The sequence below is a fragment of the Aeromonas diversa CDC 2478-85 genome (assembly GCF_000819805.1).
GTDB classification, from domain to species: domain Bacteria; phylum Pseudomonadota; class Gammaproteobacteria; order Enterobacterales; family Aeromonadaceae; genus Aeromonas; species Aeromonas diversa.
In genome coordinates, this window is record NZ_CDCE01000035.1 from 1 (window position 1) to 17,269 (window position 17,269).

Here is a 17,269-nt window from a genome sequence, read left to right on the forward strand (position 1 = left end):
AGATGGTCTTTTTGCATTTGAAGTTTTGAAAGGCTATCGAAACAAGAAGAGGCTATCCCACTTGGGATGGCCTCTTTCTCTTTGGGGTTTGCTCACTCTCACCGAGCTACCGCGAGTTCGGCAGGCCTTGGTTATCCATCCGCGCCGCACGGCGTGTGCACGCCGAGCGGCAGTACCATGCTCACCAGGTTATCCTCCATCGACACCTCTACCTTGAACCCGACCTTGCGCGCCAGGGTGACCATGCCCCGATTGCTCGGCATGGTAATGCCCGAGAGCTGGCCAATTCCCTTGTCGCGGGCGTAGCGCACCATCTTTTCCATCATTACCCGGCCCAGCCCCTGCCCCTTGAGATCGGAACGTACCAGCACGGCGAACTCGGCATCTTGTCTATCCGGTGTCGACACGGCGCGCACCACCGCCAGGATCTGCTCCTGATAGGGAGGTTCCTGCCCAACGGCGACGAAGGCCATCTCCCGCTCGTAATCGATCTGGGTCATGCGGGCCAGTTCTTCATGGCCAAGCTCTCCCACGTCGGCGAAGAAGCGGCGATAGCGATCCTCGTCGGATACCAGGGAGACAAACTGCTTGTGTGCAGGCTCATCCTCCGGGCGGATCGGGCGCAGCAGCAAGTGGCTGCCGCTACGCAACCAGCCGCCTTCCTCCAGCTCGGTAGGATAGGGGCTGATGGCCAGGTGGTGGGACGAAGCCTCATGCTCCAGGGTGATGGTGGCATCGAGCACCGTCATTCTCTCGCCCTGTGCCAGCAGGGGGTGGAGGTCGAGCTCGCCGATGGCCGGAAAGGCGACCAACAGCTCGGAGAGTTGATAGAGCACCCTGGCCAGTGCCGGCACGTCGAGCGGCTCGGGGCCGCCACGATCGCGAATGCAACCGCTGCCGAGGGCCCCCAGCACCTGATAGCGTGCCAGGGTCTGGTTGAGCGGGGGGAGTGAGGCCACCATCTGATGGGGCTGGCTGCCGGACTCCCCCAACAGGATGACGGGACCAAACAGGGGATCACGCTGAATGCGTACCCTGAGCTCAATCCCGCCGCTGCGAGGGGCCATCTTCTGCACCAGTAGACCGTCGATACGGGCGCCCGGTTGGTTGAGCCTCACCCTATCCAGGATCGCATCGGCCGCCTGCGCCACTTCTGCCGGAGTGCGCAGGTTGAGCACCACGCCGTGCACATCCGATTTATGCACAATGTCGGGAGAGCGCAGCTTGAGCGCCACCGGATACCCCAGTTGATCCGCAGTCAGGGTCGCCTCGGTGGCGTCGCCCACAATCCAGGTATCGAGCGTTTCCAGGCCGGCGGCCGCCAGCAGTGGTCGGGCAAGGTGGGTATCGAGCCGTAGCTGCTGGCGCTCGGCCCCCTGGCGGATCAGGCGGGCGCAGGTCTCGTAGTCGAGTTGGCCTGCCAGGGTGGCGGGGGTCTCCATCAACTGGCGCTGGTTACGGCCATACTCGACCATGTGCATAAAGGCGGCGACCGCACTCTCAGGGGTGCGATAGGTAGGGATCCCGGCCTCATTGAAGAGGCGCCGTCCGCGCTGGGCCGAGTGTTCCCCCGCCCAGTTGGTCAGAATATTAAAGCGGCGTGCCCTGGGGTGGTTTCGCAAGGCCTCGATGATGGCCTGGGCCAGCGCCTCACCTTCCGCGGTGAGAGAGGGGGCGTGAATGATGAGGATAGCGTTGGTCTGCTCCTCATCGAGCAGGCTGTGCAGAGACCTGAGATAGGCATCGATGTCGGCGTCACTGCCGATGTCGAGGGGCGGGCAGGCAGACTTGCCGCCACGCTCGGTCAGCACATCCAGCGCCATGTTGGCCAATCCCCGACCATTGGCGATGATCGCCAGCCGCTCCCCCTTGAGTTGGGGGGCGTGGCTCAGGGTCTCTACGGCGGCAAACAGTTCATGGGTGTCGCGTACCCTCAGCATACCGGCGCGGCGGATGGCGGCATCATAGATGTTATCCGGCGTCCCCTCCCGGTTGTGACGCCCGCTGCGCAGCACCAGGATCGGCTTGTTACGGGCGGCGGCGCGGGCGGCTGACATGAAGCGACGGGCGTCGCTGACCCTGTCCATGTAGAGCAGGATGGCGCGGGTGGTGCCGTCACGAGAGAGCTGGTCGAGCAGCTCATCACAACCCAGATCGAGATCATCGCCGAGGGAGATGAAGGTGGAGAAGCCCACCTCGTGTTGCTTGGCCCAGTCGAGGATAGTGGTACTGACCGCCGCCGACTGGGAGAGAAAGGCCACTTTCCCCGGCCGGGCGGCGATGGGGGAGAAGCTGGCATTGATGCCGAGATGGGGCATCAGCAGCCCCATGCTGTTGGGGCCGAGCAGGCGTATGCCTGACTGGGCTCGAATGGCCTGCAGGGCGGCCCGCTGCTCGATATCGAACCCGGCGGCGAGCAAGATGGCTGCCCCCACCCCCTTGTGACCGAGCTGCTCGACCAGGGGGACCACCCGATGGGCGGCGGTACAGATGATGGCGAGATCCGGCACCAGAGGCAGTGCCTCTATGTCTGGATAGCTCAGCACACCGCAGACTGCCTTGTGGCGTGGCGTCACCGGCAGTATGGCGCCGCGGAACTGCCCGTCCAGCAGGTGGCGCATGATGACACAACCCGCCTTGGCCGGGTTGGTCGAGGCGCCTATGATGGCGATGGATGAAGGGTTGAGCAGACGTTCCAGACCACTGGGCTTCATGGCGATCCTCATGCTGAGTCGGGGCCCACCCAGTCTAGCCTGATTCCATCGGCGGATCTGTGAGCAGATGGGTGGAACTTCTGTTACGCCCCCGCGTCGGGATTGGGGCATAATCACGCCCCAGCAAAGTGAGAAGGCAAGAGTCGGTAGATGAAAATATTGGTGATCGGCCCGTCCTGGGTGGGCGATATGGTGATGTCCCAGAGCCTCTATAAGGCCTTAAAGGCAAACCATCCGGGATGCGAAGTGCATGTGATGGCTCCGGCCTGGTGCCGCCCGCTGCTCGAGCGCATGCCCGAAGTGGACAAGGCGCTGCCCATGCCACTGGGGCACGGGGAGTTCAAACTGCTGGAGCGACGCCGCCTCGGCAAACAGCTGCGTGCCGAAGGGTACGCTCAGGCCATCATCCAGCCCAACTCCATGAAATCGGCCTTCATTCCCTTCTTCGCCCGCATTCCCCAGCGTACCGGCTGGAAGGGAGAACACCGTTACGGCCTGCTCAACGATCTGCGCAGCAACAAGTCTGCCTTCCCCCTGATGGTGGAGCGCTACGTGGCGCTGGCCCATCCCAAGGGAGAGATGAAGAGCCGTGCCGATATCCCGGCGATACCCCATCCCTCGCTCTCGGTGGATCTGGTGAACCAACAGGCGGCCCTGGCCAAGCATGGGTTGGATACCGCCCGTCCGGTGCTGGTGCTCTGCCCCGGTGCCGAATTCGGCCCGGCCAAGCGCTGGCCCGAGGGGCACTACGCCGTGGTGGCCCAGCAGCATCTGGATGAGGGGTGGCAGGTGTGGATCTTCGGCTCTAACAAGGATGTGCCGGTGGCCAACACCATTCGCGAGCGGATCAATCCCCTTACCCGCGGCAACTGCCACGTACTGGCAGGTAAGACCAATCTGCACGAGGCGATCGATCTGATGGCCCTGGCCGAGCGGGTCATCTCCAACGACTCAGGGTTGATGCACATCGCCGCCGCCCTGAACCGCCCGCTGATCGGTGTCTATGGCTCCACCTCCCCTCTCTACACCCCGCCGCTGGCGGAGCGGGTCGAGATCGTCCACACCGACATCGAGTGCCGCCCCTGCTTCAAGCGCACCTGCAAGTTCGGTCATCTCAAGTGTCTCCTCGAGCTGCAACCGGAGCAGGTGATCGCCGCCGGCAAGCGGCTCGATCTGCCGGCCGAGCATGAGAAGGACACCCCATGATCTGGCGGCTGGCGTATAACCTGCTGATCCATCTTGGATTACCCCTCGCCCTGCTGGCGCTCTACAAGCCGAAGCGGGGCAAACCCGGCTTCGGCGACCGTTGGGCCGAGCATCTGGGACGCGTGCCGCCGACGGGGCAGGTATCGCCCCTCTGGATCCATGCGGTGAGCGTGGGCGAGACCCTGGCCATCACGCCGCTGATCCGCGCTCTCAAGGCTGAGCGACCGGACCTGCCGATCCTGCTCACCACCACCACCCGCACCGGCGCCGATCAGGCGGCCAAGCTGGGGGATCTGGTGCAGCATCGCTACGCGCCGCTCGACTATCCCTGGGCGGTGGCCGCCTTTCTCGAGTCGGTGCGTCCACGTGCCCTCTGGGTCATGGAGACCGAGCTGTGGCCCAACTGGCTGGCCGCCTGCGGAGCCCAGCACCTGCCGGTGAGCATCATCAACGCCCGTCTGTCGGAGCGCTCCTGCCGTCGCTATGCCCGTTTTCAGGGGGCCTTCGACACCCTGAGCCGCCCCCTGACTCATCTCTACTGCCAGCACAGGGATGATGCCGAGCGCTTCGCACGTCTCGGGATCCCGGCCGAGCGGCTGACGGTGACCGGCTCTATCAAGTTCGACATGCAGTTTGGAAACGACGTGGTCGAGGGAGGCCACGCCCTGCGCGCCGCCATCGGGCCGCGGCCGGTCTGGATCGCCGCCAGTACCCATCAGGGGGAGGACGAGCAGGTGTTGGCCGCCCACCGGCAGGTACTGACGACCCACCCGGATGCCCTGCTGATACTGGTGCCGCGTCATCCCCAGCGTTTCGATCAGGTGGCGGCCCTGTGTGATAGTGAGGGACTTCCCTGCGTGCGCCGCGCTCGTGGCGAGTTGCCCCGGGCGAGCACGTCCATCTATCTGGGGGATACCATGGGTGAGCTGCCCCTGATGCTGGGGGCGGCCGATGTCGCCTTTGTCGGTGGCAGTCTGGTGGGGATCGGTGGTCACAACCTGCTCGAGCCGGCGGCACTGGGCAAGCCCTGCCTGACCGGACCCGCCTACTTCAACTTCAGCGACATCACGCGCCAGCTGTTGGAGCAAGGGGGCGCCGAGGTGGTCAGGGATGCCCAGGCGCTGGGTGAGGCGGTCAGTGGGCTGCTGTCGGATGGGGAGCGTCGTCTGACCATGGGCGATCAGGCCCGCGCCGTGGTGCTGCGCAATCAGGGGGCCCTGGCCCGCACCCTCTCCCTGGGGCTGGCCGAGCTGGCGTAACCCCGGTCTTGCCAGGATAAAAAACGGAGCGCTACGCGCTCCGTTTTGCCTTTCAGGATATACCCGTCGCTCAAGCGCGTCGTGCCGTGACATTACTCCACTCGAGGGGATGTCGTGGCGCTTGCTGGCACATACCCCATTTCGGCTTAGACTTGGATCGCCACCATAACCAAGGGAGAGTACGCCATGGGTGGACATAAGCCGGACTATGACCTCGACGACGAGTGGGAGCCTGAATCCTGGGAAGAGGAGCTCGACGACTGGGACGATGACGACAGTTGGCAGGATGACGACGACTTTCCCGATGAGAGGTGATCCCACGCCGCAGGCGGGCCTTCGGGCCCGCCTGTTTGTTTCCGGCTGGCTCTGGCACAATGGCGAAAGGATGAACAAGGAGGCAGGGAAGGCGATGAGACGACTCTTGATGATAGTGGCGTTATTGCTGGCCGGTTGCGCCAAGTCTGACGACCCCTGTGAGCGTCAGTGGGATCTGGTGGGCGAGGCAGACGGCAAGCTGGGCTTGACCGAGGCCAGGTTGGAGGAGCATCAGACCCAGTGTCCCGACAGGGTGAGCCCCATCCTGTGGCGGCAGGGGTACCAGAAGGGGCTGGCCTGGTATTGCCGACCCGAGCATCTCTATCTGGCCGGGCGTGACGGGAGCGAGTATCAGGGGGTCTGTCCCAACGATGAGCAGGCGAGGAAGTTGCTCAGTCAGGGACGTCAGGGGTGGACGGATCAGTAGCCTACTCTTTCTTCTTCAGCCGAATGGGCTGACAGAGAAACTCTTTATCACCGGCGCTGCGGGCGCACTTGCCGCAGACAAACTTGGGTTTGCGCAGGATCTTGCGCAGGGTTTCGAGTCCTTCGGGGATATCGTGACGACGCCATTCGCAGAGTGTCTTGCTGCCCATGCCCTGATGCCTCTCTGGGGGAGTGGGCAGCATTGTAATCGATTTTGATTGCCATTATCGAATGGCAATCGCTATCTCATTGATAGAGGAACTTGGTGAAGATGAGCTCTTTCACCGCCTTCTTGCCGGTCTCCTTAAGCAGCAGCTCGTTCACCTTGTCCTCGCACTCCTTACGCAGCTCCTCCCGGGTGACCAGCGACTTTATCTGATCGCCCGTCTTGCCACCCAGCAGACGGATGATGGCGTCACGGATCAGAGGGTCATTGGTCTCGATAAGCTTCTTGTCACCCTCGTTGGCGGCCATCAGTTCGACCGTCACCCGCACGTAACCCAGGGTCCGGCTGTCGCCCAGATAGTTGGTGATGATGTCCGGATCCAGGGCGTAGTAAGAGATGACGGGGGCGGCCTGAGTGCCGTCGGCCGGCGGCTCATCCTCGGCGTGGACGGCCAGGCCGGTGAACAGCAGCAGGGCGGCGAGAAGGGGACGAAAGAGAGTCATGATTGGATTCCATCTGCGAGTCTGACTCCATTCTTGTGTCCCCTACAGGCAGCGTCAAGCATTGATGTTCTTACATTTTTCTATTGATTTACGGATAATGAACCGGTTGTTAACCAAGGCCGGCCATCGCCGGATGGTGAAGAGGTGAATCCCGAGTCGTTTATCCCCCTCGAGCAGTTGACCCCCTGGCAGGATCCGCACACGGCGTCACTCCCCGAAGGGCTTGCCCCCTGGCTGCTGGAGAGCGGGTCCCTGACCCGTCGGCTGCGCGAACATCTTGCCGATTTTTCCCTGACCCTGCTTGGCTATCGCACCCTGCATCTGGATGGGGAGGAGAGCCAGCTACTGGGAGAGGCGAGCGGTCAGTGCCGCGAGGTGATCCTGCATGGAGGCGGTGCCCCTTGCGTCTATGGTTGGACCCTGCTGCCGGAGCGGGCCATGGACTCTTCCCAGCTGAGTGGGCAGGGAGAGACGCCGCTGGGAGAGCTGATCTTCGCCCACCCGCAGGCTCAGCGTAGCCGCCTGCAGCTGGCCCGTTTCCGTGTTGCGGCCAACCCATGGAGCCCGGCAGCGGAGCTGTGGGGTCGCCGCTCTCTGCTCTTCCTGCAAGGGGTGCCCCTGTTGGTGCACGAGCTGTTTCTGCCCGGCCTTCTCGATGCCAAGGAGCGTGCGTGAATCTCATCTGCAAGGATCGCTGGCTGGCCTATAGCCAACTGGCGCGCCTCGACAAGCCGATCGGTACCCTGCTACTGCTGTGGCCGACTCTCTGGGCCCTTTGGTTGGCGGGAGAGGGACAACCCGACCCTTGGGTGTTGCTGGTGTTTGCCAGCGGAGTCTTTCTGATGCGCTCGGCCGGCTGTGTCATCAATGACTATGCGGATCGCAACTTCGATGGTCACGTCAAACGCACCTCGGGGCGTCCTCTGGCCACGGGCCGGGTGAGCAGCCGCGAAGCCTTGCTGCTGTTTGCCGTTCTGGCCCTGATTGCGTTTGCCCTGGTGCTGACCCTCAACAGCCTCACCATCACCATGTCCTTTGCGGCACTGGTGTTGGCGGTCTGCTACCCCTTCATGAAGCGCTTCATCCCGATCCCTCAGCTGGTATTGGGGCTGGCCTTCTCCTGGTCTATCCCCATGGCATACGCCGCCCAGGCCAATGCCCTGCCGCCACTCGCCTGGCTGTTGTTTGCCGCCAACCTGCTCTGGACCATCGCCTACGATACCGAATACGCCATGGTGGACAGGGACGACGACCTGCGGCTCGGCCTCAAGTCGAGTGCCATCTGGTTTGGCCGTTGGGATCGCCACATCATTGGGCTGCTGCAGGTCGCGACCCTCGGCTGCATGTGGGCGGCGGGAGTGCTGGCCGGCCTCGGCCTTGCTTACTACCTGGGTTTGCTAGTGGCCGCCTTGCTGTTCGTCCAGCAGCAGCGGCAGATCCACGGTCGCGAGCGCGAACCCTGTTTTCAGGCTTTCCTCGCCAATAACCGGGTGGGCGTGGTGTTGTTTGCGAGCATAGCTCTCGACTACCTGATGCGCTGAGGACCAGAAAATGAAACGGCACCCCAAGGGGTGCCGTTGTTTGTTGCGAGCGCCTCAGACGTGCTGCCCCTTGCGATCGAGCCAGGCCTGCGCCAGGCCGACCAGCAGACCCGCCAGATGGGCCAGATTACCGATGGGACCGAGCAGACCGGTGAATCCCAGCGCCAGCCAGAACAGCATGAATCCCATCAGTGCCGGGGGCATCTGAATGCCGCAGTCGGGTTGCAGTCGGGCGCGCAGCCAGCCGTAGCCGAGCAGGGCATAGACCACGCCGGAGAGCCCACCGAAGTAGGGGCCACTGGCCATAAACTCCGCCGTGTTGGAGAGGGCGCCCGACGCCAGGGCCAGCACCAGCAGCTTGCCGCTACCGATGCGCTGCTCGATCTGCCCGCCCAGATACCACCACCACAGCAGGTTAAACACCAGATGCAGCAGGGAGAGGTGGATCAGGCTGGGGGTGAAGAAGCGCCACGCCTGCCAGTCGGTGAAGTGAGTGAGGTCCGGGTGGTAGGCGAGCAGATCGAAGATGGGCAGGCCGATAGACTCCAGCGCATAGATGGCCACGCAGGCGATCAGGATCACCAGGGTGAGGGGACCTGCGTGGTGCAGGAAGTCGGTCAGAGGGTCAATCAGTCCCTTGCTGTAATCGATCCGGGCATCGGCCCGCCCACTCTGCCAGGAGGCCTCCCTGTAGCGCGGGTGATTGGGTTCGGCGAGGAAGCGCTTCACCTCCAGCTGAGCCTGCACCAGGCGCGCCTCGTCGGCCAGCCATACCGTCACCCCCAGCTCGGACTGGGTCAGCTCGCAGTTGATGCCCAGGGTCCCCAGATAGTCCACCAGGGCCTGAGCCATGCGGGCATTATCGAGGACCAGCAGCTGAATCATGCCTCGCCCGCCTCCACCGGAAAGTCGCGGCGCCACGCCTCGAAGCCGCCGTCCAGGCTATAGACCTCCTCGAAACCCTGTTGCAGCAGATATTGGGCGGCCCCCTGGCTGCTCACCCCGTGATAGCACATGACGATGACCGGGGTCTCGAAGTCGGTCTGGTTCATAAACTGCACCAGGGTGCCGTTGGTCAGGTGGAAGGCCCCCGGCGCGTGGGCGGTGGCGAAGGATTGCGGGTCGCGGATATCCACCAGGCGTGCCACACCGGCGCTCAGCTTCTGATGGGCGTCGGCGGCAGAGATGTGGGCAAATTGATCCATGAAGGTGTCCTGTCGGTTACGTTGTGCGCCAGTGTACTCCAAGGTGAGCGCGTCGCTAACCCCATAAAGCGCGTGGAGAAACGGGAACAATTTTCTTCAATACCGCGGCGTGTGGCTGCCGTTAGGGTGGGCAGGTTCACACGACGAGGATACGCGCTATGGAAACGAGTTTGCTGTTGTCGATGACCGGGTTCGCACTGGTCATGTCGATCTCCCCCGGGCCGGTCAATCTGGTGGCCTTCGGTGCGGGCGCCCGCCACGGCTTTCGCGCCACGACGGGGCACGTGCTGGGGGCCACCCTGGGATTTGTGCTGCTGTTGGTGTTGATGTGCGCGGGTCTGAGCGGTCTGCTGCTGCGCTGGCCCCTGTTGGCCGGGGCGCTGCACTGGGGCGGCTTGCTGTTCATGGGCTACGTGGCGTGGCTGCTGGTGGCCGACAGCGGCGAGCTGGCCCTGCGCGAGCCGGCGGCGCCGGCCCTGCACCACGGGGCCCTGATGCAATGGCTCAATCCCAAGGCCTGGCTGGCCGCCAGCATGGGGGCGGGGAGCTACGTGGGCGATGGGGCTACCGAGCGCATCGTTTTGTTCGCCGGTCTCTACTTCGTGGTCTGTCTGCTCTCCATCGCCTGTTGGGCCTATGCCGGCAGCCGGTTGCGTGAGCGACTCTGGCAGGGGCGGCGGCAACGCTGGCTCAATCGGGCCATGGCGGTGTTGTTGGTCGGGGTGGTTATTCTGCAGGGATGACAGAGCGGTAGCGTCCCGGGGTGGCGGCCACCCGCCGCTTGAAGTGGTGCTGGAAGTGGGCCTGATCGGCGAAGCCGCAGCGCAGGGCCGCCTCGGCTAGGGGCGTGCCGCCGCGCAGCAGGTCTCGGGCATGGCGAATGCGCCGGTCGAGCAGGTAGGCGTGGGGCGTCATGCCGTAGTGTCGGGTGAAGCTGCGTACCAGATGCGATGGGGTGATGCCCGCCGCCGCGCTCAGCTCTGCCAGAGGCAGCGCACGGGTGCAGTCGTCGCGGATCAGCTCGGCGGCCCGCTCCAGATGGGCCGGCGGTCGATCGTCCCAGTGCGCCGGGGTGAGGCGGCCCAGCAGCTGGTGGAAAAAATGGTGGCAGGCCTCCTCTCGCGCCAGCGGCTCTGGGCCGGTGAGCCGCCGATATAGCTCGGTGAGGCTGCGATAGAGGTGCGGATCACGGCTCGCCGTGGTGTCGAAGAGGTGCAGGCCCGTGCCGAGCCCTGCCTCCTGCTGTTGTTGCTCCAACCAGTCGTTGTCCACATAGAACATCAGATAGGACCAGGGCTGGTCGTCGACGGGATTGCAGGCATGCACGTCGTCCGGGTTCATCAGCACCAGGGAGCCGGTAGCGACGGCTTGCCGTGAGCGTCGGTTGAGGTAGGTGCTGTTGCCCCCCGTGATGGCACCGACCGAAAAGTGTTGATGGCTGTGTGGGTCGTAGCAGACCTGGCGCCCGTCGCGTACGGCGCGCGCCTCGATGAAGGGGAGGGTCGGATCGTGCCAGAACTGGTGCCGATCCGGCGTGTTGCCGGCCTGCTTCACATCAGCCACCCAGATAGGCCTGGCGCACCGCCGGGTTGGCCAGGAGCGCCGCTCCCGTGTCCTCCAGCACCACCCGCCCGTTCTCCAGCACATAGCCGCGGTCGGCCAGCCTGAGCGCCTGGTTGGCGTTCTGCTCGACCAGGAAGATGGTCATGCCGGCCTGGCGCAGCTGCTCTATGGTGTCGAAGATCTGCTGGATGATGATGGGGGCCAGTCCCAGCGACGGCTCGTCGAGCAGCAGCAGGCGCGGCTTGCTCATCAGGGCGCGGCCGATGGCCAGCATCTGCTGCTCACCGCCGGACATGGTGCCGGCCCGCTGGGTGAGGCGCTCGTGCAGGCGTGGGAACAGGGTAAAGACCTGATCGAGCAGGGCTCCCTGTTCCGATTTGTCGACGAAGAAGGCCCCCATCAGCAGGTTCTCCTCCACCGTCAGGCGGGCGAAGATGCGCCGCCCCTCGGGGACGATGGCGATGTCCTTGCGCATGATGCGCGCCGAGCCGAGGTGGGTGATCTCCTCCCCCTCGAACCAGATGCTGCCACTGCTCGGGGTGGGGTCGCCGCATAGTGTCATCAGCAGTGTGGTCTTGCCGGCGCCGTTGGCGCCGATCAGGGTGACGATTTCACCCTGACCAACCTTCACGGTCACATCGTGGAGTGCCTGGATTTTGCCGTAATGGGTCGATACGTTGCGAAGCTCTAACATCATGATTCCCTTACGATTCACCCAGATAGGCCTTGATCACGGCCGGATTGTCACGCACCTGTTGCGGGGTGCCATCGGCCAGGGGGGTGCCCTGGTTGACCACGAAGATGTGGTTGGAGATGCCCATCACCAGCTTCATGTCGTGCTCGATCAGCAGCACCGAAACCCCGAACTCGTCGCGCAGGTCTGTGATGAGTTCGTTGAGCTCGTCGGTCTCGTGGGGGTTGAGGCCGGCGGCCGGCTCGTCGAGCATCAGCAGCTCGGGCCGGGTCGCCATGCAGCGGGCTATCTCGAGACGGCGCTGCTGGCCATAGGCCAGATTGCCGGCGCTGCGGTTGGCCAGATCCTTGAGTCCCACCTTCTCGAGCCAAAAACCCGCCTGCTCCAGCCCCTCGCGCTCGGCGCGGCGAAAGGCCGGGGTCTTGAACAGGCCGGCGATGAAGCTGGTGTTGAGGTGGCGATGCTGGGCGACCAGCAGGTTCTCCACCGCCGTCATGTCCTTGAACAGACGCACGTGCTGAAAGGTGCGCACCACCCCCTTGCGAGCGATGAGATGACCGGGCAGCCCCTGTATCTCCTCGTCACGGTAGCGGATCACCCCACCACTCGGTCGATAGAAGCCGGTCAGGCAGTTGAAGATGGTGGTCTTGCCGGCCCCGTTGGGCCCGATCACCGACACCACTTCCCCCTTCTTGACCCTGAGGTTGACGCCGTTGACTGCCAGCAGGCCACCAAAGCGCATGGAGAGGTCGTTTACTTCCAACAGGGGGCTCATTTCTTCAACTCCAGATGCGGACGGGTCATCGGCAGCAGCCCCTGGGGGCGCCAGATCATCATGAAGACCATCAAGAGGCCGAACATCAGCATGCGATACTCGTTGAACTCGCGGGCCAGCTCGGGCAGCACCGTCATCACGATGGCGGCCAGCACCACCCCGATCTGGGAGCCCATGCCCCCCAGCACCACTATGGCCAGCACGATGGCCGACTCGATGAAGACGAAGGACTCGGGGCTGATAAAGCCCTGGCGCGCGGCGAAGAAGCTGCCGGCAAAGCCGGCGAAGGCGGCGCCTATGGTGAACGCGGTCAGCTTGATGATGGTGGGGTTGAGGCCCAGCGACTTGCAGGCGATCTCGTCCTCACGCAGGGCCTCCCAGGCGCGGCCGAGCGGCATGCGCAGCAGGCGGTTGATGATCACCAGGGTGACGACCACCAGCAGCAGCGCCATCAGATAGAGGAAGATCACCTTGTGGTTGGCGTTGTAGGTGATGCCGAAGAACTCGTGGAAAGTCTCCCAGCCACCGTCCTTGACGGTGCGGTTGAACTCCAGGCCACCCAGGGTTGGCTTGGGGATCCCCGAGATGCCGTTCGGGCCGCCGGTCAGGCCGGTCATGTTGTTGAGCAGGATGCGGATGATCTCGCCAAAGCCCAGGGTGACGATGGCCAGATAGTCGCCGCGCAGGCGCAGCACCGGGAACCCGAGGAAGAAGCCAAAGGTCGCCGCCATCAGGCCGGCGATGGGCAGGCACTCCCAGAAGCTCAGGCCGAAGTAGGTATTGAGCAGGGCATAGCTGTAGGCGCCGACCGCATAGAAGCCGACGTAACCGAGGTCGAGCAGGCCGGCGAGGCCCACCACCACGTTCAGCCCCAGCCCCAGCATGATGTAAATCAGGGTCAGGGTGGCCAGATCGATGGCGCCACGGGAGGCCATGAAGGGCCAGCTCACCGCAAACAGCAGCACCAGCACGGCGGTGAGGTTATAGAGTTTGGGCGCCTCTTCGGGGCTTGGCAGCACCAGCTTGGTGAAGCCGACCGAGAAGCCGCTGATGGAGGCCTGGAACAGCCTGGATATCTGGCCGCGCAGCATCTGAAACCAGAACACCAGGGTGGCGCCGCCCAGCAACCAGGCCAGCGACACGTCGAGTCGGCTGACCACCAGCAGGCGGGTGCCGTCGGTTTCCAGTTTAAAGCCGAGCAGCCAGAAGGAGAGCACCAGCAGCACCAGGCTAGCGATGCAGGCATGAATGAATTGACGTTTCATCATACGTTCTCCACCTCCGGACGACCCAGGATGCTGCGTGCGGACATGAACAGCTGCGCGAGAGCATGCATAGATTGGTTTTTCATACCTTCTCGACCTCCGGGCGACCCAGGATGCCGGTGGGCATGAAGAGCAGCACACCGATGAGCAGGGCGAAGGCCATCACATCCTTGTATTCGGTACTCAGATAGCCAGCGGTCATGGCCTCGACCACGCCGAGCAGCAGGCCACCGAGCACGGCGCCGGGAATGCTGCCGATGCCGCCCAGCACCGCCGCCGTAAAGGCCTTCAAGCCGGCCATGAAGCCGAGATAGGGATTGATGACCCCGTAGTACATGCCGAGCAGCACGCCGGCCACGGCCGCCAGGGTGGCGCCGATGACGAAGGTCACGGCGATCACCACGTTGGTGTCGATGCCGAGCAGGTTCGCCATCTTGATGTCCTCGGCGCAGGCGCGGCAGGCGCGGCCCATGCGCGAGCGACCGATGAACTGGGTCAGGGTCAGCATGGTGACGAAGGTCACCACGAAGATGATGATCTGCATCCAGGAGAGTGAGGCCTGGAAGCCGTTGTCGCTGCCGATCTCGATCCCGCCCGTGATCAGTGCCGGCAGGGCTATGTCTCGTGACCCTTGCGCCATGCGCACCAGGTTTTGCAGGAAGATCGACATGCCGATGGCCGAGATGAGGGGGATCAGCCGGTTGCCGCCGCGTAGCGGCCGGTAGGCGACCCGCTCTATGGTCCAGCCGTAGCTGCCGGTGATGATGATGCTGACCAGGAAGGCCCCTCCCAGCAGCAGAAAGGTGCTGTCGATGCCCATCATCATGAGCCCTGCCATCACCATGAAGGCGACGTAGGAGCCGATCATGTAGACCTCGCCGTGGGCGAAGTTAATCATGCCGATGATGCCGTAGACCATGGTGTAGCCGATGGCGATCAGGGCATAGGTACTGCCAATGGTCAGCCCGTTGAGTAGCTGCTGGACAAAATAGAGGAGGTGTTCGGACATACTGCGTTCCCTGTACGAGCCCGATAGCTGGAATCGGGGTGGCCTGAGCCACCCCGTTGGCGGTGCTTACTTAAGCTGGGTGGAGGTGCCGTCGGCGTGCCACTGGAAGATGCCGAACTCGAAGCCCTTCAGGTCGCCGTTCTTGGCCCAGTTGAGCTGGCCCATGACGGTATCGATCGGCATGCCCTTGATGGCGGCGGCCACCGCGGCCGGATCTTCGTCGCCGGCCTTGGCGATCCCGGCAGCCATGGTCTGCACGGCGGCGTAGGTGGTCCACACGAACGGCCCCGAGGAGTCCTGGCCCTTGGCCTTGAACGCCTCGACCAGCTTAGCGTTGGCCGGCTCCAGGTCATATTTCTTCGGCAGGGTCACCAGCAACCCCTCGGAGCCCTGGCCGGCGATGGCAGAGATGTCCTTGTTGCCCACCCCTTCCGGGCCCATGAACCTGGCCTTGAGCCCCTTCTCGTGGGCCTGACGCAGGATCAGCCCCAGCTCGGGGTGGTAGCCACCGTAGTAGACGAAGTCGACGTTCTCTTTTTGCAGCTTGGCGATCAGGGCGGAGAAGTCCTTGTCGCCGGCGGTGATGCCTTCGAACGCCACCACCTTGACGCCCGCCTTGTCGAGCGCGGCCTTCACGCTGGAGGCGATCCCCTCACCGTACTGCTTCTTGTCGTGGATAACGGCCACGTTCTTGGGTTTCACCTGCTCGATGATGTACTTGGCGGCGGTCGGGCCCTGATCGCTGTCGAGGCCTATGGTGCGCAGCACCAGCTGATAACCGCGCTCGGTGATCTTGGGGTTGGTAGAGGCGGGGGTGATCATCAGCACGCCCTCGTCCTCGTAGATGTCGGAGGCGGGCAGGGTGTTATCGGAGCAGAGGTGGCCAACCACGAACTTGACGCCGTCGTTGATCACCTTGTTGGCGACCGCGACCGCCTGCTTCGGATCGCAGGCGTCGTCATAGATCACCGCCTCGATCTGCTTGCCGGCGATGCCCCCGGCCTGGTTGATCTGTTCGACTGCCATGCGACCGCCGGTGAACTGCATGTCACCGTACTGGGCGACCGGACCTGTCACCGGACCGGCGATGCCGATCTTGACGGTATCGCCGGCCATGGCGAGGGATGAGGCGCCAAAGAGAGCCATAGAAATGGCGGCGCGGACGGCTGTTCTGCTCCAATTATTCATCGATTCGTCCCTTAATCAGTGGATTATTTTACGTCCAACCGACATCCCCTCTGATCGGACATACTCTGTTTCTATCATCCCGACGGTAGCCGGGACAAGCGGTTCAAGATGCTGAATCAAAAGCGGATGAACAGCTATGACCAGCCAAATGATTCAATTTTGAAAGCCTGGCTAGAGTAATAAGCTGATGGTGCCTTAAATGCAAACAATTATGTTGCTAGTGTGTTAATGTGCAATACAAAGCGCGCCAGCTAGTAGTCTGATTTTGCTCCCACTTTGGCCAAATACCGTTTGTGCAAACGATACCCCCAGTCTAGATTGGCAAATTATGAAAAAACGTTGGCAGCTACCCCGAACATCAAGCCTTTATGCGGGAAATCTGCTAATGTTCCGCCTTTGTTATTCAGGAGACTGAGATGGCCACCATCAAGGATGTTGCCGCTCGAGCCGGCGTATCCATCTCCACCGTCTCGCATGTGCTCAATCACACTCGCCGGGTCAGCGAAGACGCGACCCAGAAGGTGCTTGAGGCGGTGGCAGAGCTTAACTACGCCCCTAACTCGGTGGCGCGAAGCCTCAAGGTCAATTCGACCAAGACCATTGGCATGCTGGTGACCACCAGTGCCAACCCCTTTTTCGCCGAGGTGGTGCAGGGTGTCGAAGCCTACTGCTTCGAGCAGGGCTACAGCCTGATCCTCTGCAACACCGAAAACCAGCCGCCTCGCCAACGCCACTATCTGCGTATGCTGATGGAGAAGCGGGTCGACGGTTTGCTGGTGCTGGGTACCGACATCGACAGCACACTGCGCGACATGCTGCGCAGCTACAAGAATGTGCCACAGGTGGTGCTCGACTGGGGTACCGAGTGCGACTTTGCCAATGTCATCAATGACAACGCTCGCTCCGGGGCGAGTATGGCGACCCGCTATCTGGTTGAGCAGGGACACACCGACATCGCCTGTATCACGGGTCAGCTCGGCAAACAGACCACTCAGCAGCGCCTCGACGGGGTGCGCGATGCCCTGGGCGAGCACGGGCTCACCCTTGCCGAGGCGCGCATCTTCGAAGGGGACTACGAGAGTCAGAGTGGCTTCGATCAGATGAAGCACATTCTGGCGTTGAACCCAAGGCCGACGGCCGTCTTTGCCTTCGACGATCCCATGGCGATCGGCGCCATCTGCGCCGCCTGGGAAGCCGGGGTCAAGGTGCCGGACGAGATCTCTGTGGTCGGCTACGACGACGTGGAGATGGCGCGCTTCTCCAGCCCGCCGCTGACCACCATCCGCCATCCCAAGGCCGAACTCGGTCAGATGGCGGTGCAGCAGCTGATGGGTCGGATCCGCAACAAGGAGCTGTCGGTCGAGTCCTTCACCGTCGAGCCCGAGCTGATCATCCGCCACTCGGTCAAATCGTTGAAATAAGCGGCGCTGAAAACGCAGA

General features: G+C 63.2%; 19 protein-coding genes. 8 read left to right on the forward strand and 11 right to left on the reverse strand.

Features of this window, described 5'->3' with window-relative positions:
• Positions 1 to 131 precede the first annotated feature (131 nt).
• On the reverse strand, positions 132 to 2,714 hold the full coding sequence (locus BN1121_RS16070; protein WP_005350381.1) for a bifunctional acetate--CoA ligase family protein/GNAT family N-acetyltransferase: 2,583 nt from the start codon (positions 2,712 to 2,714) through the stop codon (positions 132 to 134).
• A 150-nt stretch (positions 2,715 to 2,864) separates the two neighbouring features.
• Between BN1121_RS16070 and waaF the strand changes: the two genes are divergently transcribed.
• The 4 genes from waaF (at position 2,865) to BN1121_RS16085 (ending at position 5,921) form a co-directional block, all read left to right on the forward strand.
• Positions 2,865 to 3,920, forward strand: a complete 1,056-nt coding sequence (gene waaF, locus BN1121_RS16075) for a lipopolysaccharide heptosyltransferase II (protein WP_005350380.1) — start codon at positions 2,865 to 2,867, stop codon at positions 3,918 to 3,920.
• On the forward strand, positions 3,917 to 5,179 hold the full coding sequence (waaA, locus tag BN1121_RS16080) for a lipid IV(A) 3-deoxy-D-manno-octulosonic acid transferase (RefSeq protein WP_005350378.1): 1,263 nt from the start codon (positions 3,917 to 3,919) through the stop codon (positions 5,177 to 5,179). The genes waaF and waaA overlap by 4 nt, the downstream gene beginning before the upstream one ends.
• Positions 5,180 to 5,365: 186 nt before the next feature.
• Complete coding sequence (locus BN1121_RS20270; protein WP_152424646.1) at positions 5,366 to 5,494, forward strand: hypothetical protein; 129 nt, start codon at positions 5,366 to 5,368, stop codon at positions 5,492 to 5,494.
• A 94-nt stretch (positions 5,495 to 5,588) separates the two neighbouring features.
• Positions 5,589 to 5,921 carry a DUF2799 domain-containing protein gene (locus BN1121_RS16085; protein WP_043157294.1) on the forward strand — a complete coding sequence of 111 codons (333 nt, stop codon included), beginning with the start codon at positions 5,589 to 5,591 and terminating at the stop codon, positions 5,919 to 5,921.
• A gap of 1 nt (position 5,922) precedes the next feature.
• Here BN1121_RS16085 and BN1121_RS19840 read toward each other — a convergent pair whose 3' ends face one another.
• Together BN1121_RS19840 and BN1121_RS16090 are read right to left on the reverse strand one after the other, a co-directional pair.
• On the reverse strand, positions 5,923 to 6,090 hold the full coding sequence (locus tag BN1121_RS19840) for a hypothetical protein (RefSeq protein ID WP_005350367.1): 168 nt from the start codon (positions 6,088 to 6,090) through the stop codon (positions 5,923 to 5,925).
• Between the two features lie 76 nt (positions 6,091 to 6,166).
• Complete coding sequence (locus BN1121_RS16090) at positions 6,167 to 6,589, reverse strand: flagellar basal body-associated protein FliL (RefSeq protein ID WP_005350364.1); 423 nt, start codon at positions 6,587 to 6,589, stop codon at positions 6,167 to 6,169.
• 144 nt (positions 6,590 to 6,733) lie between these two features.
• On the opposite strand from BN1121_RS16090, the gene BN1121_RS16095 reads away from it, so the two are divergent.
• Both BN1121_RS16095 and ubiA read left to right on the forward strand, forming a co-directional pair.
• Positions 6,734 to 7,264: a chorismate--pyruvate lyase family protein gene (locus BN1121_RS16095; protein ID WP_005350363.1), complete on the forward strand. Its 531-nt coding sequence runs from the start codon at positions 6,734 to 6,736 to the stop codon at positions 7,262 to 7,264.
• Positions 7,261 to 8,130: a 4-hydroxybenzoate octaprenyltransferase gene (gene ubiA, locus BN1121_RS16100; protein ID WP_005350361.1), complete on the forward strand. Its 870-nt coding sequence runs from the start codon at positions 7,261 to 7,263 to the stop codon at positions 8,128 to 8,130. The genes BN1121_RS16095 and ubiA overlap by 4 nt, the downstream gene beginning before the upstream one ends.
• Before the next feature lie 54 nt (positions 8,131 to 8,184).
• Here ubiA and glpG read toward each other — a convergent pair whose 3' ends face one another.
• Both glpG and glpE read right to left on the reverse strand, forming a co-directional pair.
• The gene (gene glpG / locus BN1121_RS16105; RefSeq protein ID WP_005350359.1) at positions 8,185 to 9,015 is read right to left on the reverse strand and encodes a rhomboid family intramembrane serine protease GlpG; all 831 of its coding nucleotides are present in this window, start codon (positions 9,013 to 9,015) and stop codon (positions 8,185 to 8,187) included.
• Complete coding sequence (glpE, locus tag BN1121_RS16110) at positions 9,012 to 9,335, reverse strand: thiosulfate sulfurtransferase GlpE (RefSeq protein ID WP_005350355.1); 324 nt, start codon at positions 9,333 to 9,335, stop codon at positions 9,012 to 9,014. The genes glpG and glpE overlap by 4 nt, the downstream gene beginning before the upstream one ends.
• Positions 9,336 to 9,493: 158 nt before the next feature.
• On the opposite strand from glpE, the gene BN1121_RS16115 reads away from it, so the two are divergent.
• A complete protein-coding gene (locus BN1121_RS16115; protein WP_005350352.1) occupies positions 9,494 to 10,078 on the forward strand; it encodes a LysE family translocator in 585 nt (194 codons plus the stop codon).
• On the opposite strand, the gene BN1121_RS16120 is transcribed toward BN1121_RS16115, so the two are convergent.
• The 6 genes from BN1121_RS16120 to BN1121_RS16145 form a co-directional block, all read right to left on the reverse strand.
• Positions 10,062 to 10,889, reverse strand: coding sequence for an AraC family transcriptional regulator (locus BN1121_RS16120; RefSeq protein ID WP_005350350.1), 828 nt, complete (start codon positions 10,887 to 10,889; stop codon positions 10,062 to 10,064). The two genes, BN1121_RS16115 and BN1121_RS16120, sit on opposite strands and share 17 nt — an antisense overlap.
• Position 10,890: 1 nt before the next feature.
• A complete protein-coding gene (locus BN1121_RS16125) occupies positions 10,891 to 11,592 on the reverse strand; it encodes an ABC transporter ATP-binding protein (protein ID WP_005350348.1) in 702 nt (233 codons plus the stop codon).
• A gap of 10 nt (positions 11,593 to 11,602) precedes the next feature.
• Entirely contained in the window at positions 11,603 to 12,367 is a 765-nt protein-coding gene (gene livG, locus BN1121_RS16130) for a high-affinity branched-chain amino acid ABC transporter ATP-binding protein LivG (protein ID WP_005350346.1), read from the reverse strand.
• Positions 12,364 to 13,632, reverse strand: coding sequence for a high-affinity branched-chain amino acid ABC transporter permease LivM (locus tag BN1121_RS16135; protein WP_005350345.1), 1,269 nt, complete (start codon positions 13,630 to 13,632; stop codon positions 12,364 to 12,366). The genes livG and BN1121_RS16135 overlap by 4 nt, the downstream gene beginning before the upstream one ends.
• Before the next feature lie 82 nt (positions 13,633 to 13,714).
• Positions 13,715 to 14,641 carry a high-affinity branched-chain amino acid ABC transporter permease LivH gene (gene livH, locus BN1121_RS16140; RefSeq protein WP_005350343.1) on the reverse strand — a complete coding sequence of 309 codons (927 nt, stop codon included), beginning with the start codon at positions 14,639 to 14,641 and terminating at the stop codon, positions 13,715 to 13,717.
• A 66-nt stretch (positions 14,642 to 14,707) separates the two neighbouring features.
• A complete protein-coding gene (locus BN1121_RS16145; protein WP_005350341.1) occupies positions 14,708 to 15,829 on the reverse strand; it encodes a branched-chain amino acid ABC transporter substrate-binding protein in 1,122 nt (373 codons plus the stop codon).
• 416 nt (positions 15,830 to 16,245) lie between these two features.
• Between BN1121_RS16145 and BN1121_RS16150 the strand changes: the two genes are divergently transcribed.
• Positions 16,246 to 17,250, forward strand: a complete 1,005-nt coding sequence (locus BN1121_RS16150) for a substrate-binding domain-containing protein (RefSeq protein WP_005350337.1) — start codon at positions 16,246 to 16,248, stop codon at positions 17,248 to 17,250.
• Positions 17,251 to 17,269 lie beyond the last annotated feature (19 nt).